The sequence below is a fragment of the Agrococcus sp. GW821-FHT14H11 genome (genome assembly GCF_058803545.1).
This window is the reverse complement of sequence record NZ_JBXAPA010000005.1, coordinates 192,473-207,463: the sequence shown is the minus strand read 5'-3', so window position 1 is coordinate 207,463 and position 14,991 is coordinate 192,473. Positions and strand designations below refer to the sequence as shown.

Below are 14,991 nucleotides of genomic sequence, written 5' to 3'. Positions count from 1 at the left end.
GCTGCCCGCACCCGCATCCTGACGCACGCCCCTGGGCGCCCGGTCAGCGGGCGCTCGGCATAGGCTCGACGCGTGAGCGAGAGCATCGAGGGCGTGTCGAGCGCCGCGACCCTGCTGGGCGGCGCCGAGATCCGCGCGCTCGCGGCGCGGCTCGACCTGACGCCCACGAAGCGGTGGGGCCAGAACTTCGTCGTCGACGCCAACACGGTGCGGCGCATCGTGCGGACCGCGGATGTGTCGGGCCTCGACGTCGTCGAGGTCGGGCCGGGCCTCGGGTCGCTCACGCTCGGCCTCACCGAGGCGGGCGCCCGGGTGGCGGCCGTCGAGATCGACCCGCGGCTCGCCGAGCTGCTGCCCGAGACCGTGGCGCGCAAGCAGCCGGGGGCGCGGCTCGAGGTCGTGCAGCACGACGCGCTCACGATCGAGGCGCTGCCGTTCCCGCCGCAGGCGATCGTCGCGAACCTGCCGTACAACGTGTCGGTGCCGGTGCTCATCCACCTGCTCGAGCGCTTCCCGAGCATCGAGCGCGCGCTCGTGATGGTGCAGGCCGAGGTCGGGCACCGGCTCGCCGCGAAGCCGGGCTCGAAGACCTACGGCTCGCCGAGCGCGAAGGTCGCCTGGTGGGGTCCCTGGGCGCTCGAGGGCGACGTGTCGCGGCAGATCTTCTGGCCCATCCCGGGCGTCGACAGCGTGCTCGTCGGATTCCGCCGCGGGCCGTCGCGCGGCGACGAGGCGCTGCGGAAGCGCACCTTCCGGGTGATCGACGGCGCGTTCGGGCAGCGCCGCAAGATGCTCCGGCAGGCGCTCTCGGGCGTCTACGGCTCGTCGGCCGCGGCCACCGAGGTGCTCGAGCGCGCCGGCGTCGACCCGACGCTGCGCGGCGAGGCGCTCGCGCTCGACGACTTCATCCGCATCGCCCAGGCCGGGCCGACGGCGCCGGACGCCGCCGACGCATCCGCCCCCGTCCTGCTGGAGGACTGAGTGGTCGAGCGGATCGACAAGAACATGGGGCCGGCCGCGCTCCAGGCGGCGACCGGGCGCACCCACGAGCAGTGGCGCGACCTCATCGAGGGCGCGGGCGGACTCGAGTGGACGCACCGGGCGACCGTCGACTGGCTCGTCGGCGAGCACGGCGTGGACCCGTGGTGGGCGCAGGGCATCACCGTCGACTTCGAGCAGGACCGCAAGGGGCGGCTGCCGGGCCAGCAGGCGGACGGCACCTTCACGGTCGGGCGCACCCGCACCGTGCCGGGGGAGCGCCTCGCGGCGCTCGCCGCCGTGCGCGCCGCCGTCGAGGCGCGCCACGGCGCTCCGCACGGCGAGAACCTCGCGGCCGCGCAGCCGGTCGTGCGCTGGCGGCTCGGCGACGGCACGCGGCTCGCGGCGGCCGCGCAGCAGCCGAACCGCTCCGGCACGCCCGTGGGCCTCACGATCGAGCGGCTGCCCGACGCCGAGGCGATGGCGGCCGCGAAGGCCGAGATCGACGCGATCTTCGCCGCCGTCGGCTGAGCGGGCCGGGACGGGCCGTGCAGGGACGACCGCTGCGGGCGCACTAGGTTGGATGCCGTGGTGACGAGGAGCACGGTGCGGGCGAAAGCGCCCGGCAAGATCAACGTGCACCTCGGCGTGGGTGCGCTGCAGGACGACGGCTACCACGACGTCGCAACCGCCTACCAGGCCGTCAGCCTCTACGAGATCGTCGAGGCCACCGCCGCCCCCGACTTCTCGGTGCGCTTCTCGGGCCCCATCCCGCACGAGTCGCTCTCGACCGGCGCCGACAACCTCGCGATCCGCGCCGCGATGGCGCTCGCGCGCCGCGGCCGCGTCTCGGGCGGCGTCGCGCTCTCGATCGAGAAGCACGTGCCGATCGCCGGCGGCATGGGCGGCGGCAGCGCCGACGCGGCCGCGACCCTCGTCGCGTGCGACGAGCTGTGGGGGCTGCACCTCGGCCGCGAGGCGCTGCACGAGATCGCCCGCGACCTCGGCGCCGACGTGCCCTTCGCGCTCGCCGGCGGAACGGCTGTCGGCACGGGGCGCGGCGACCGCCTGACGCCCGCGCTCGCGCGCGGCCAGTTCCACTGGGTGCTCGCCTACGCCGACGCGGGCCTGTCGACGCCCGACGTCTACCGGGCGCTCGACGAGCACCGCGCGCTGCACGCGGCCGACATCGCGCCCGCTCACGACGTGCCGACGGTGGATGCGCGGGTGCTGCAGGCGCTGCGGGCCGGCGACGCGTCGATGCTCGCCGAGGTGCTGCAGAACGACCTGCAGGCGCCCGCGCTGCGCCTCATGCCGCGCCTCGCCGGCACGCTCGAGCTCGGCGAGCGCTCCGGCGCCCTCGCGGGCATCGTGTCGGGCTCCGGGCCGACCGTCGCGTTCCTCTGCGACGACCTCGAGTCGGCGCTCGAGCTGCAGGTGAGCCTCTCGGCGGCGCAGCTGCTCGCGGTGAAGGTGACCGGCCCCGTGCCCGGCGCCCGCCTGATCGACTGAGCCCGCCGCATCCGTGCGCCGAGTGGCGCCTCCCGCCACTGAGTGGCGCCTCCCGTCGTCGAGTGGCGCCTTGTGCGATCGAGTGGCGCCACTCGATCGCCGGAGCCGCCACTCGATCGCCGGAGCCGCCACTCGATCGCCGGAGCCGCCACTCGGGGGAGGAGGGCGGCAGGCGGATGCGCCGGGCGGCGCACGCTCGCGCGGTGCGGGATGATGGAGGCCATATGGCACATCTCCTGGGCGCCGAGCGCGTCGGCGTCGCGTTCCCGACCCGCACCGTGTTCGAGTCGATCTCACTCGGTCTCGAGGACGGCGACCGCATCGGCATCGTCGGCCGCAACGGCGACGGCAAGTCGACGCTCCTGCGCGTGCTCGCCGGCAGCCTCGAGCCGACGAGCGGCCGCGTCACGCGCCGCGGCGGCATCCGCGTGGGCGTGCTCGACCAGCAGGACACGCTCGACGGCGCGCTGACGGTCGGCGAGGCCGTCGTCGGCGACCGCCCCGAGCACGAGTGGGCGGGCGACGCGCGCATCCGCGACCTGCTCGCCGGGCTCGTCGGCGACCTCGACTGGCACGCCGCCGTCGGCAGCTTCTCGGGCGGCCAGCGCCGCCGCGTGGCGCTCGCGAAGCTGCTCGCCGGCGACTGGGACGTGCTCTTCCTCGACGAGCCCACCAACCACCTCGACGTGCAGGGCATCGCCTGGCTCGCCGACCACCTGAACGCCCGCTACGCGACCGGCCGCGGCGCGTTCGTCGCGATCACGCACGACCGGTGGTTCCTGGATGCGGTGTGCACGGGCACGTGGGAGGTGCACGACGGCCTCGTCGAGCCCTTCGAGGGCGGCTACGCGGCCTACGTGCTGCAGCGCGTCGAGCGCGACCGGATGGCCGCCGCGACCGAGTCGAAGCGTCAGAACCTCATGAAGAAGGAGCTCGCGTGGTTGCGCCGCGGCGCGCCCGCCCGCACCGCGAAGCCGAAGTTCCGCATCGAGGCCGCGACGCAGCTCATCGAGGACGAGCCGCCCGTGCGCGACCCGATCCAGCTCGCGCAGCTCGCCGCCACGCGGCTCGGGAAGGACGTCGTCGACATCGTCGACGCGTCGGTCGAGCTCGGCGGCCGCACGATCCTCGACGACGTCACCTGGCGCATCGCCCCCGGCGAGCGCGCCGGCGTGCTCGGCCGCAACGGCGCCGGCAAGTCGACCCTGCTCGCCCTCATCGCCGGGCGCATCCGCCCCACCTCGGGCCGCGTGAAGACGGGCAAGACCGTGAAGATCGCCGAGCTCACGCAGGAGCTCGCCGAGCTCGCCCAGCACGAGGACGACCCCGTGCGCACCGTCGTCGGCAGCCTGAAGTCGAGCTACGCGTCCGGCGGCAAGGAGCTGACACCCGGGCAGCTGCTCGAGCGCCTCGGCTTCCGCTCCGGCGAGCTCTCGACGCTCGTCAAGGACCTCTCGGGCGGCCAGCGCCGCCGCCTGCAGCTGCTGCTCATCCTGCTCGACGAGCCCAACGTGCTCATCCTCGACGAGCCGACGAACGACCTCGACACCGACATGCTCGCCGCGATGGAGGACGTGCTCGACTCGTGGGCGGGCTGCCTCATCGTCGTCAGCCACGACCGCTACCTCATCGAGCGCGTCACCGACCACCAGTACGCCGTGATCGACGGCGCGCTCGTGCACATGCCGGGGGGCGTGGATGCGTACCTCGAGCGATCGGGGCGCGGCTCGGTCGGGCGGGCCAAGGCGCGGCCGACCGACGCCTCGCCCGGCGACGCCGGCGCATCCGCCGGCGCCGACGGCGCCGCGGGCGGCGGCCTCAGCGGCGCCGAGCGGCGCGCGCTCGAGAAGGAGGCGGCGAGCCTCGACCGCCGGCTCGCGAAGGCGACGCAGGAGCGCGCCGCGGTGCTCGCCCGCTTCGAGGCCGCCGACCACAGCGACTTCGACGCGCTCGCGGCGCTGCAGGGCGAGCTCGCCGACGTCGACGCCCGCATCGCTGAGCTCGAGGAGCAGTGGCTCGAGGCGCACGAGGGCCTCGAGGCGTAGCGCCCGAGCCGCCGGCTCAGCGCTGCTGCACGTCGGGGTGCGTGGCGATCATGAACGAGGTCGGGTCGCCGTCGGGGGAGTCGCGGGTGCGCAGCCACTCCATGAGCTCGACGGTGCGGCGGTCGAGCTCGGCGCGGTCCTCCGGGCTCAGTCGCACGCCGAGGCGGCCGATGTCGAGATCGCCCGGCTGCACGCCCTGGATCTCCTGCAGGAAGGTCTGCACGAGCACCGGGCCGACGAGCGGCGCCTCCGAGCCGTGCCAGGTCATGCCCGTGGCGCGGTAGGGGATCTCCTTCGCGCCGCGCGCGCCGACCCGGGGCTCCTCGGCGGCGAGGAAGCCGACATCGACGAGCGCCTGCACGTGGTGGTGCATGGTGCCGGCGTTCATCTGCAGGAGCCGCGCGAGCTCCTTGTTCGTGCGCGGCTCGTGCAGGCAGAGGCGCAGGATGCGCCAGCGCAGCGGCGACGAGAGCGCCTTCGCCTTGGCGGTCAGCTCGCTCGATGGCGGCGGCATCGCCTCGTCGGTCATGGCCTCAGCGTAGCCGCTCGGAATCAGTGATTGGGAGAACCCAATCACTGCGGTACGCTTCCCGCATGACCACCGAGCCCGAGGCATCCGCGGCCCCCACGCCCGCCTCGACCATCCCCGACACCGCCCCCGCCTCCCCGGCCGCACCGCCGCCGGGCCACCGCGGCCTGTGGCGCGAGCGAGGGTTCCCCGCGTTCTGGCTCGGCCAGGGCCTCAGCCAGCTCGGCGCGCAGTTCGCGGCGCTCGCGATGCCGATCGTCGCGGTCGCGATCCTGCAGGCCGACGACGCGCAGATGGGCTACCTGCACGCCGCCGAGACCGCGGCGTTCCTGCTCGTCGGCCTGCCCGCCGGCGCGTGGCTCGACCGGATGCGCAAGCGCACCGTGATGATCGCGGCCGACCTCGTGCGCGTGGTCGCGGTGGCCGCCGTGCCGCTCCTGTGGCTCGCCGGGACGCTCGAGATGTGGCACCTGTTCGTCATCGGCGCCGTGGTCGGCGTCGCCACCGTCTTCTTCGACGTCGGCTACCAGTCGTTCGTGCCCGTGCTCGTGCGCGACGAGCACGTCGGGCCCGCGAACGGCGCGCTCGAGGCGACCGCGCAGACGATGCGGCTCGGCGGCCCCGCGGTCGCCGGCCTGCTGCTCAAGGTGCTCTCGGCGCCGCTGCTGCTCGCCGCCAACGCGGTCGGCTTCCTGCTGAGCGCCATCAGCCTCATGCTCGTGCGCGACGAGGAGGTCGTGAAGCCGAAGCACGAGCGGCAGCACCTCGTGCGCGAGATCGCCGAGGGGCTGCGGTTCGTCGCCCGCACCGACTTCCTCGTGCGTATCGTCGGCACCACGGCGCTCACGAACCTCGGCACGACGATCGCCATGACGCTCTCGCCCATCCTGATCCTGCGCATCCTCGGCCTCGACCCGGCCATCTACGGCGTGCTCATGACGCTCGGCGCCGTCGGCGGCCTCGTGGGCTCGGTGCTCGCGAACCGCATCGCCCGCTGGATCGGCGAGGGGCCGGCGCTGTCGGCCTCGACGCTGCTCTTCGTCGCCTCGGCCGCGCTGCTGCCCGCCGCGGCGCACTTCCCCGACGCGGCGGTCGTGCTGCTCGTGCTGTTCGAGGCGCTGCTCGGCTTCTCGGTGCTCGTCTACAACATCGTGCAGGTCACCGCACGGCAGCGCATCTGCCCGAAGCCGCTCCTCGGCCGCATGAACGCCTCCATCCGCTTCGTCGTCTGGGGCGTCATGCCGATCGGCGCGCTCGTCGCCGGCTGGCTCGGCACCGCCTTCGGCACGCTCTCGGCGATCTGGGTGGGCTCGATCATCGCGATGCTGGGGGCGCTGCCGCTGCTGCTGAGCCCCTACGCCCGCATGCGGGCGCTGCCGACGCGGGAGGACGCGACGCGGCAGGCCTGACCGGCCGCCACAGCCGACTCGGTTACCCTGGCGGGAGCCGCGCCGACGGGCGCGCGGCACGAGAGGGGGCGACGATGCAGACGATCCTGGTCGTCGACGACGACCCCGCGCTCGCCGAGATGATCGGCATCGTGCTCGCCGGGGAGGGCTACCAGCTCGAGTTCTGCGCCGACGGCGCGGAGGCGGTCGACCGCTTCCACGAGGTGCGTCCCGACCTCGTGCTGCTCGACCTGATGCTGCCGGGCAAGGACGGCATCCAGATCTGCACCGAGCTGCGCGCGGAGTCGGGCGTGCCCATCATCATGCTCACTGCCAAGGGCGACCCGACCGACATCGTCGTCGGGCTCGAGTCGGGCGCCGACGACTACGTCGTGAAGCCGTTCAACCCGAAGGAGCTCGTCGCCCGCGTGCGCACGCGCCTGCGCCCGCAGCGGCAGGAGGACGGCGGCACGCTGCGCGTCGCCGACCTCGAGATCGACGTCGAGGGCCACCAGGTGCGCCGCGCGGGCAGCGTCATCGGCCTCACGCCGCTCGAGTTCGAGCTGCTCGTCACGCTCGCCTCGAAGCCCAACCAGGTGTTCTCGCGCGAGATGCTGCTCGAGCAGGTGTGGGGCTACCACTACAAGGCCGACACGCGCCTCGTGAACGTGCACGTGCAGCGCCTGCGCTCCAAGGTCGAGCGCGACGTCGACAACCCCGTGGTCGTGACGACCGTGCGCGGCGTCGGCTACCGCGCCGGCGCACCCACCCCAAGCTGAGGCAGCGATGGCCGCACGGCGCCCGCCCGGCTGGGGCCGCCTGATCTGGGACCGGGCGACCCGGGTCGTCCGGCACTCGCTGCAGGCGCGCGTCGTCGCGGCCAGCATGGCGATGTCGACCTTCGCGCTCGTCGGCGTCTTCGGCTACATGTCGGCGTCGGTGAGCCAGAACCTCTTCGAGACCCGCCGCGACGAGGCGCTCGTCGAGGCCGTGCGCGCGTCGACGGCGATGCAGCAGAGCTTCGACGAGGCCGTGACGCAGAACCTCACGAGCGGTGAGGTGGATGCGCTGCAGGACCGGGCGCTCGACGCCGTCACCGGGCTCATCTCGTCGCGGTCGAGCACCGAGTACGCGATGCTCCGCGCCGAGTCGCAGACCGCGACGCTGCTGCAGATGAACGACGTCCAGTCGCAGTCGTTCGACACCGACCTGCTCACCCCCGAGCTGCGCTCTGCCGTCGCCGCCGCATCCGACACGCCCTACTACCAGTCGGTGCGGCTCGAGGGGAGCGAGGGCTCGCAGCCGGGCATCATCGTCGGCAGCACCGTCGACGTGCCGCTCGCCGGCCGCTACGAGCTGTACCTGCTCACGAGCCTGCAGGCGACGCAGGAGACGCTCGGCTTCATGCAGCTGACGATGATGGCGGGCGGTCTCGCCCTCATCGCGCTCATCGGCGCGATCACGTGGTTCGTGGCCCGCATGGTGGTCGGGCCCGTGCAGACCGCGGCCGACTCGAGCGCCCGCATCGCCGCGGGCGAGCTCGACGTGCGCATCCCCGTGCGCGGCGACGACGAGATCGCGAAGCTCGGCCGCTCGTTCAACGACATGGCCGACTCGATCTCGCGGCAGATCAACGAGCTCGCGACGCTCTCGACCGTGCAGCAGCGGTTCGTCTCCGACGTCTCGCACGAGCTGCGCACGCCGCTCACCACCATCCGGCTCGCCGGCGACGTGCTCCACGACCGGCGGGAGTCGTTCGACCCGGTCACGAGCCGCACGGTCGAGCTGCTGCACGCGCAGATCCTGCGGTTCGAGCAGCTGCTCGCCGACCTGCTCGAGCTGAGCCGCTTCGACGCCGGCGCCGCGCAGCTCGACATCGAGCCGACCAACCTCGTGCGGCTCGCCGAGGCCGAGATCTCGGCCGTCGAGCCCCTCGCCGCGGAGCGCGGCACCGAGCTGCGGCTCGTCGCCCCCGGCGGGCACTTCGAGGCGGAGGTCGACCCCCGTCGCATCCGCCGGATCCTGCAGAACCTGCTCGGCAACGCCATCGACCACGGGGAGGGCAGGCCCGTGGTGGTCACCGTCGACTCGACCAGCGACGCCGCCGCGATCGCCGTGCGCGACCACGGCGTCGGCATGACCGAGGAGGAGGCCGCGCGCGTGTTCGACCGCTTCTGGCGCGCCGACCCGTCGCGGCAGCGCCGCACCGGCGGCACGGGCCTCGGCCTGTCGATCAGCCGCGACGACGCCGCGCTGCACGGCGGCTGGATCGACGTGTGGTCGCAACCGGGCGAGGGCACCGCGTTCCGGCTCACGCTGCCGCGGGCCGGCGCGCACGCGGTCGCCTCGCCGATCGAGCTGCCGCCGGCCGACACGCAGGCGATCGTGCTGCCGCCGGCGGCGGAGGAGGCACCCGCGCCCGAGGCGATCGACGCCATGGAGATCACCCTCGTCGACCCGCCCGCCGCCTCGACGAAGGAGCCCGGCCGATGAAGCGCATCCTCGCCGCCGCGGCCGCCGTGCTCGTGCTCGCCGGCTGCGTCGCCATCCCCGACTCCGGCCCCGTCACCGAGGGCCACGTCGACGCGGGCGAGCAGGCCGATGACCTGATCTTCCTCGCGCAGGAGCCGCATCCGGGCGCCACGCAGGAGGAGATCGTGCGCGGCTTCCTGAGCGCCGCGATCAGCCCCGGCGACGACTTCGCGATCGCCCGCGAGTACCTCGCCGGCGAGGCGGCCGAGCAGTGGGACCCGGGTGCGGGCGTGCTCGTGCGCTCGGGGCAGCCCGAGGTGTCGCTCGGCGGCGAGACGACCGCGACGGCCGTGACGACCGCCGTCTCCGAGCTCGACGGCTCGGGCGCCCTGCAGCTGCTCGACGCCGACCGCATGCTCGAGTTCCGGCTGCTGCAGGTGGCGGGGGAGTGGCGCATCTCGCAGGCGCCCGACGGCATCGTGCTGTCGAGCTTCCACTTCGCCCAGCTCTTCCGCCCGCACACCCTGCACTGGCTGACGCCCGACGGCACCCGCAGCGTGCCGGAGGTGCGCTGGTTCGAGCGCACCGCGACCACGCTGCCGGGGCGGATGGTCGACGCGCTGCTCGCGGGGCCGTCGAGCTGGATCGCGCCCGCCGTCACGACCGCCGGCGCACCCGACGCGCGCACCGTCGGCGAGCCGGTCGTCGCGGGCACGATCGTCACCGTCACGCTCGACTTCGCGCAGGTCGAGCAGCTCGGCAGCGGCAGCCTCGAGCCGCTCTCGACGCAGCTGGCGCTCTCGCTGCGCTCGATCGGCGCCCGGGAGGTGCGCATCCAGGTCGAGGGCCTCGACGGCTTCACCGCCTCGAGCGCGTCGGCGCAGCCCGTGGACGACGGCGACGTCGACCAGCGGCCGCTCGTGCTCGACGGCACGTCGCTGCGCTCGATCGGCGGCGGCGCCGCGGGGATCGAGGACGTCGGGCCGGCGCTCTCGGCCATCGGCGCCACGAGCTACACGGTCGGCGCCGCGGGCGGCGTCGCGACGACGGGCTCCACCGCCGCGTGGCTCGAGCCGGGCGCCGCGCCCGTGGTCATCTCGACGGGCTCGGCGATCGTGCCGACCGTCGACGACACGGGCTGGGTGCTGCTGCAGGAGCAGGGCACGCCGCAGGCGCTCGTCGCGTGGCACGACGGGGAGCGCAGCGCGCTCCCGCTGCCGCCGGGCAGCACGGCGCGCCTCGCCGCGATGGAGCTCTCGCGCGACGGCGCGCGCCTCGCGGTCGCGACCGTGGAGGGCAGCGAGAGCGAGGTGTGGGTCGCAGCCGTCATGCGCGACGCGTCCGGCCGGCCAGTCTCGCTCGGCGAGCCCTACCGGCTGCCGCGCGTCGACGGGGCGGCGACCGACATCACCTGGGTGAGCTCGACCGAGGTCGCGGTGCTCGCCGCGAACGGCGACGAGTCGCAGATCGTGATGCTCGCGGTCGGCGGCGCCGCCGAGCAGCTGCCGGCGCCGGGCGAGGCGGTGCGCGCGATCGTCGGCGGCAGCGAGGGCGCATCGACGCTGCGGGCGCTCGGCGCCGACGGCTCGCTGCTGTCGCTCCGGGGCCGCGTCTGGACGGCGGCGACGGGGCTCGCGCCCATCACGCTCATCGCGACGCAGCAGTAGGGCCCGACCTGCTCTCCACAGGCGGCGGTGCTCGCGGCCCGCGCCGGCGCATCCGCCCGCCATCCTCCGTGCATGGGGATCGGCGGCGCGCTGCGCGAGGCGGCGAGCGTGCTGTGGCCGGTCGCGTGCGCCGGCTGCGGCGCGCCCGACGTCGCGGTGTGCGCGCCGTGCGCGGCGCTGCTCACCGGCGACCCCGTGCGCGGCGACGTCGACGGCGTGCCGCTCGTCGCGGCCGCCGCGTACGAGGGGGAGGTGCGGATGCTGGTGGCGGCCTGCAAGGAGCACGGCGGCCGGGCGGAGTCGCGGGCCCTCGGCGCGGGCCTGGCGCTCGCGATCGCGCAGGCCCCCGCCGCGCCGCTCGTGCGCGTGCCCTCGAGCCGCGCCGGGCTGCGGCGGCGGGGGTTCGACCCAGTCGAGCTCGTGCTGCGGGGCGCGGGGCTGCGCGCCGTGCCGCTGCGCCGCGTCGCGGGCGGGGGCGCGCAGAAGGAGCGCTCGGTCGACGAGCGCGCGAGCGCCGCGCAGGGCACGCTCGCGCTGCCGCGCCGCGCCGCGGAGCGACTCGCGGGCGCGGCGGTGGTGCTCGTCGACGACGTCGTCACGAGCGGCGCGACGATGCGCGAGGCGGTGCGCGCGGTGCGCGCCGCGGGGTGCGATGCGGCCGCGATCGCCGCCGTCGCGCGGGTGCCGAGACGGGTTCCGGGAGCGCTCGGCTGAGCCCGGGGCGCCGGGGGTAGAGTGACGGCACGCAAGTCGGCGCAGCAGCCGCAAGCGCCGACGCCCTACCCATGGGAGGCCACTATGGAGATCACGTTCGGCGCCAAGGGCGCAGACATCACGGACCGCTTCCGCGCCTACGCGGAGGAGAAGCTGGCGAAGGTCACGCAGCTCCTGCCCCGTGCGACTGCCCTCGACGTCAAGCTCACCCGCCACGCGGATGCGCACTCCGCGATCGCCGGCGGACGGGTCGAGATCACCGTCCACGGGCCCGGCTCGATCATCCGTGCCGAGTCCGACGGGCCCGACAAGTACATGGCCTTCGACTCCGCCTACCACCGCATCATGGAGCGCGCGAGGCGCGCCCACGACAAGCGCCACGACCACAGCGCCCGCAAGCGCACACCGCTGCGAGAGGCGGCTGCGAACGGCTTCGAGCAGGTCGCCATCACGCCCGCCGACCCGGCCGTCGTCGAGGCGGTCGCGACGGGCTCCGTGCCGACGATCGAGCCCGATCGCGAGCAGGAGCACGAGTGGTCGCCCGTGGTGATCCGCGAGAAGCGCTTCCCCGCGAAGCGCATGGGCGTGCGCGAGGCGGTCGACCAGATGGAGCTCGTCGGCCACCCCTTCTACCTCTTCGTCGACGAGGCGAGCGGCGAGTGCGCCGTCGTCTACCGGCGCAAGGGCTGGTCGTACGGCGTGATCTCCCTCGACGAGGAGCAGGCCGAGTCGGCGGCGAGCGCCGAGCGCGCCGCCTCCTGACCCCTCCGCGCGGCGTCCCGGCCATGGCTGGGACGCCGCTCGGCACGCGTTGCTACGATGGGCAGTCGGTTCCCGGACCGCCACCTCGCCCCGATGCACGGAAGGCTCACCTCGTGCCCAACTTCTTCGAGAACATGCTGCGCGCCGGCGAGGGCCGGCTGCGCCGCCGCCTGGAGCGCATCGCCGCCGATGTCGCCGCGCTCGAGGACGCGTTCGAGGAGCTCACCGACGAGGAGCTGGCCGGCGAGACGGCCGAGTTCCGCCAGCGCTACGCCGACGGCGAGGCGCTCGACGTGATGCTTCCCGAGGCCTTCGCGGCCGTCCGCGAGGCCGCGAAGCGCACGCTCGGCATGCGCCCCTACGACGTGCAGGTGATGGGCGCCGCGGCGCTGCACCTGGGCAACATCGCCGAGATGAAGACCGGTGAGGGCAAGACGCTCGTCGCCCCCATCGCCGCGTACCTCAACGCGATCGCCGGCGAGGGCGTGCACATCGTCACGGTCAACGACTACCTCGCGAGCTACCAGTCCGAGCTCATGGGCCGCGTCTTCCGGGCGCTCGGCATGACGACCGGATGCATCATCGCCGGCCAGACGCCGGAGGTGCGGCGTGAGCAGTACGCGGCCGACGTCACCTACGGCACGAACAACGAGTTCGGCTTCGACTACCTGCGCGACAACATGGCGCACTCGAAGGACGCGATGGTCCAGCGCGGCCACGGCTTCGCGATCGTCGACGAGGTCGACTCGATCCTCATCGACGAGGCCCGCACGCCGCTCATCATCTCCGGCCCCGCCGCCGGCGAGGCCAACCGCTGGTTCGGCGAGTTCGCCCGCATCGCGAAGCGCCTGCGCCCCGAGGTCGACTACGAGGTCGACGAGAAGAAGCGCACGGTCGGCGTGCTCGAGCCCGGCATCGAGCGGGTCGAGGACCTCCTCGGCATCGACAGCCTCTACGAGTCGGCGAACACGCCGCTCATCTCCTTCCTCAACACCGCGCTCAAGGCGAAGGCCCTGTTCAAGCGCGACAGCGACTACGTCGTCATGAACGGCGAGGTGCTCATCGTCGACGAGCACACCGGCCGCATCATGCAGGGCCGCCGCTTCAACGAGGGCATCCACCAGGCGATCGAGGCGAAGGAGGGGGTGCAGATCAAGGCCGAGAACCAGACGGTCGCGACGGTCACCCTGCAGAACTACTTCCGCCTCTACTCGAAGCTCGCGGGCATGACCGGCACCGCCGAGACCGAGGCCGCCGAGTTCATGTCGACCTACAAGCTCGGCGTCGTCCCCATCCCGACGAACAAGCCCGTGCAGCGCAAGGACCAGTCCGACCTCGTCTACGCGACCGTCGAGGGCAAGTTCAAGCACGTCGTCGACGACATCGTCGAGCGCCACGAGGCCGGCCAGCCGGTGCTGGTCGGCACGACGAGCGTCGAGAAGAGCGAGTACCTCTCGGGGCTGCTCGCCAAGGCCGGCGTCAAGCACGAGGTGCTGAACGCGAAGAACCACGCCCGCGAGGCCGCGATCGTCGCGCAGGCGGGCCGCCTCGGCGCCGTCACCGTCGCCACGAACATGGCCGGCCGCGGCACCGACATCATGCTCGGCGGCAACGCCGAGCACCTCGCCGTCACGCGCATGACCGAGCTGGGCCTCAGCCCCTCGGAGACGCCGGACGAGTACGAGGAGCGCTGGGACGAGGTCTTCGCCGAGGTGAAGGCCGCCGTCGAGGCGGAGGCGTCGAAGGTGATCGAGGCCGGCGGCCTGTACGTGCTCGGCACCGAGCGCCACGAGTCGCGCCGCATCGACAACCAGCTGCGCGGCCGCTCCGGCCGCCAGGGCGACCCGGGCGAGAGCCGCTTCTACCTGTCGATGCAGGACGACCTGCTGCGCCTGTTCGGCGGCTCCGTCGCGCAGCGCTTCATGGCGGTCGACGCCGACGAGGACGAGATCCCGCTCGAGTCGAAGATCTTCACCCGCACCATCCGCTCGGCGCAGGCGCAGATCGAGGCGCGCAACGCCGAGATGCGCAAGAACGTGCTGAAGTACGACGACGTCATGAACCGCCAGCGCGAGGCGATCTACTCCGACCGCCGGCACATCCTCGACGGCGACGACCTCGCGGGGCGCGTGCAGGGCTTCCTCGAGGGCACGATCCGCGACCTCGTCGACGAGCACGCGGTCGGCAACGACAGCGACGAGTGGAACCTCGAGGCGCTCTGGACCGAGCTGCGCACGATCTACCCCGTCGGCATCACGATCGACGAGGTCGTCGCCGAGGCGCAGCCGCGCCTGACGGCCGACTTCCTCTACGAGCAGCTCGTCTCCGACGCGAAGATCGCCTACGCGAAGCGCGAGGAGGCGCTCGGCTCGCCCGCGATGCGCCTGCTCGAGCGCCGCGTCGTGCTGTCGGTCATCGACCGCAAGTGGCGCGACCACCTGTACGAGATGGACTACCTGCGCGAGGGCATCGGCCTGCGCACGATGGCGCAGCGCGACCCGGTGGTGGAGTACCAGAACGAGGGCTTCGCGCTCTACCAGCAGATGATGTCGGCGATCCGCGAGGAGTCGGTGCAGTTCCTCTTCAACCTCGAGGTCAAGGTGCAGCAGGGCGCGAGCCCCGAGGCGCCCGCGATCGAGGGCGGCGGCCTTGAGGAGGTCGAGGAGGACACGACGAGCCTCACCTACTCGGCCCCCGACGAGGACGGCGAGGCGTCGGTGCACGACGCCGCCGGCCACGAGCTCGGCGCCGAGACGGGCAAGGCGCGCGCGAAGAGCGGCAACCCGGCCGTCGCCGCGCAGGCGCGGGCCGCGAGCGGCAACCGCGAGCAGCGGCGCGCGGCCACGAAGCAGGCGAAGGCCGCGCCGAAGGTGGGCGCGTTCGGCCAGGTCGAGGACGACGAGGCGCGGTAGGCGGGTCTCGCC

Annotated in this window: 12 protein-coding genes; 11 read left to right on the top strand and 1 reads right to left on the bottom strand. The window is 73.8% G+C overall.

Going from position 1 to position 14,991, the window contains the following annotated elements:
• Positions 1-72: 72 nt before the first annotated feature.
• The 4 genes from rsmA (at position 73) to AC1RNL_RS07600 (ending at position 4,535) form a co-directional block, all read left to right on the top strand.
• On the top strand, positions 73-981 hold the full coding sequence (gene rsmA / locus AC1RNL_RS07615; protein WP_492934882.1) for a 16S rRNA (adenine(1518)-N(6)/adenine(1519)-N(6))-dimethyltransferase RsmA: 909 nt from the start codon (positions 73-75) through the stop codon (positions 979-981).
• Entirely contained in the window at positions 982-1,509 is a 528-nt protein-coding gene (locus AC1RNL_RS07610) for a hypothetical protein (protein WP_492934881.1), read from the top strand. It abuts the gene before it with no gap.
• Between the two features lie 57 nt (positions 1,510-1,566).
• Positions 1,567-2,490, top strand: a complete 924-nt coding sequence (locus AC1RNL_RS07605; protein WP_128189489.1) for a 4-(cytidine 5'-diphospho)-2-C-methyl-D-erythritol kinase — start codon at positions 1,567-1,569, stop codon at positions 2,488-2,490.
• A gap of 224 nt (positions 2,491-2,714) precedes the next feature.
• On the top strand, positions 2,715-4,535 hold the full coding sequence (locus AC1RNL_RS07600; RefSeq protein ID WP_492934880.1) for an ABC-F family ATP-binding cassette domain-containing protein: 1,821 nt from the start codon (positions 2,715-2,717) through the stop codon (positions 4,533-4,535).
• Between the two features lie 16 nt (positions 4,536-4,551).
• Here AC1RNL_RS07600 and AC1RNL_RS07595 read toward each other — a convergent pair whose 3' ends face one another.
• On the bottom strand, positions 4,552-5,064 hold the full coding sequence (locus AC1RNL_RS07595; RefSeq protein WP_492934879.1) for an ArsR/SmtB family transcription factor: 513 nt from the start codon (positions 5,062-5,064) through the stop codon (positions 4,552-4,554).
• Positions 5,065-5,129: 65 nt separating this feature from the next.
• Here AC1RNL_RS07595 and AC1RNL_RS07590 point away from each other — a divergent pair, with 65 nt between their 5' ends.
• The 7 genes from AC1RNL_RS07590 (at position 5,130) to secA (ending at position 14,979) form a co-directional block, all read left to right on the top strand.
• Positions 5,130-6,473 carry an MFS transporter gene (locus AC1RNL_RS07590; RefSeq protein WP_492934878.1) on the top strand — a complete coding sequence of 448 codons (1,344 nt, stop codon included), beginning with the start codon at positions 5,130-5,132 and terminating at the stop codon, positions 6,471-6,473.
• A gap of 74 nt (positions 6,474-6,547) precedes the next feature.
• A complete protein-coding gene (mtrA, locus tag AC1RNL_RS07585; protein ID WP_128190623.1) occupies positions 6,548-7,231 on the top strand; it encodes an MtrAB system response regulator MtrA in 684 nt (227 codons plus the stop codon).
• 7 nt (positions 7,232-7,238) lie between these two features.
• Positions 7,239-8,945 carry an MtrAB system histidine kinase MtrB gene (mtrB, locus tag AC1RNL_RS07580; protein ID WP_246990567.1) on the top strand — a complete coding sequence of 569 codons (1,707 nt, stop codon included), beginning with the start codon at positions 7,239-7,241 and terminating at the stop codon, positions 8,943-8,945.
• Positions 8,942-10,591, top strand: coding sequence for an LpqB family beta-propeller domain-containing protein (locus AC1RNL_RS07575; protein ID WP_492934877.1), 1,650 nt, complete (start codon positions 8,942-8,944; stop codon positions 10,589-10,591). Before mtrB ends, AC1RNL_RS07575 begins: the two co-directional genes overlap by 4 nt.
• Positions 10,592-10,663: 72 nt before the next feature.
• Positions 10,664-11,305 (top strand): ComF family protein, encoded by a 642-nt coding sequence (locus tag AC1RNL_RS07570; RefSeq protein ID WP_492934876.1) that lies wholly within the window; start codon positions 10,664-10,666, stop codon positions 11,303-11,305.
• Between the two features lie 84 nt (positions 11,306-11,389).
• A complete protein-coding gene (gene hpf, locus AC1RNL_RS07565) occupies positions 11,390-12,067 on the top strand; it encodes a ribosome hibernation-promoting factor, HPF/YfiA family (protein ID WP_128190651.1) in 678 nt (225 codons plus the stop codon).
• 113 nt (positions 12,068-12,180) lie between these two features.
• Positions 12,181-14,979: a preprotein translocase subunit SecA gene (gene secA, locus AC1RNL_RS07560; protein WP_492934875.1), complete on the top strand. Its 2,799-nt coding sequence runs from the start codon at positions 12,181-12,183 to the stop codon at positions 14,977-14,979.
• The last annotated feature ends 12 nt before the right edge of the window (positions 14,980-14,991 follow it).

Excerpts from the sequence above, each read along its gene's own strand:
- AC1RNL_RS07570 (WP_492934876.1), top strand. The coding sequence starts at position 10,664 with ATGGGGATCGGCGGCGCGCTGCGCGAGGCGGCGAGCGTGCTGTGGCCG.
- hpf (WP_128190651.1), top strand. The coding sequence starts at position 11,390 with ATGGAGATCACGTTCGGCGCCAAGGGCGCAGACATCACGGACCGCTTC.
- AC1RNL_RS07590 (WP_492934878.1), top strand. The coding sequence starts at position 5,130 with ATGACCACCGAGCCCGAGGCATCCGCGGCCCCCACGCCCGCCTCGACC.
- mtrA (WP_128190623.1), top strand. The coding sequence starts at position 6,548 with ATGCAGACGATCCTGGTCGTCGACGACGACCCCGCGCTCGCCGAGATG.
- AC1RNL_RS07600 (WP_492934880.1), top strand. The coding sequence starts at position 2,715 with ATGGCACATCTCCTGGGCGCCGAGCGCGTCGGCGTCGCGTTCCCGACC.
- AC1RNL_RS07575 (WP_492934877.1), top strand. The coding sequence starts at position 8,942 with ATGAAGCGCATCCTCGCCGCCGCGGCCGCCGTGCTCGTGCTCGCCGGC.
- mtrB (WP_246990567.1), top strand. The coding sequence starts at position 7,239 with ATGGCCGCACGGCGCCCGCCCGGCTGGGGCCGCCTGATCTGGGACCGG.
- AC1RNL_RS07595 (WP_492934879.1), bottom strand. The coding sequence starts at position 5,064 with ATGACCGACGAGGCGATGCCGCCGCCATCGAGCGAGCTGACCGCCAAG.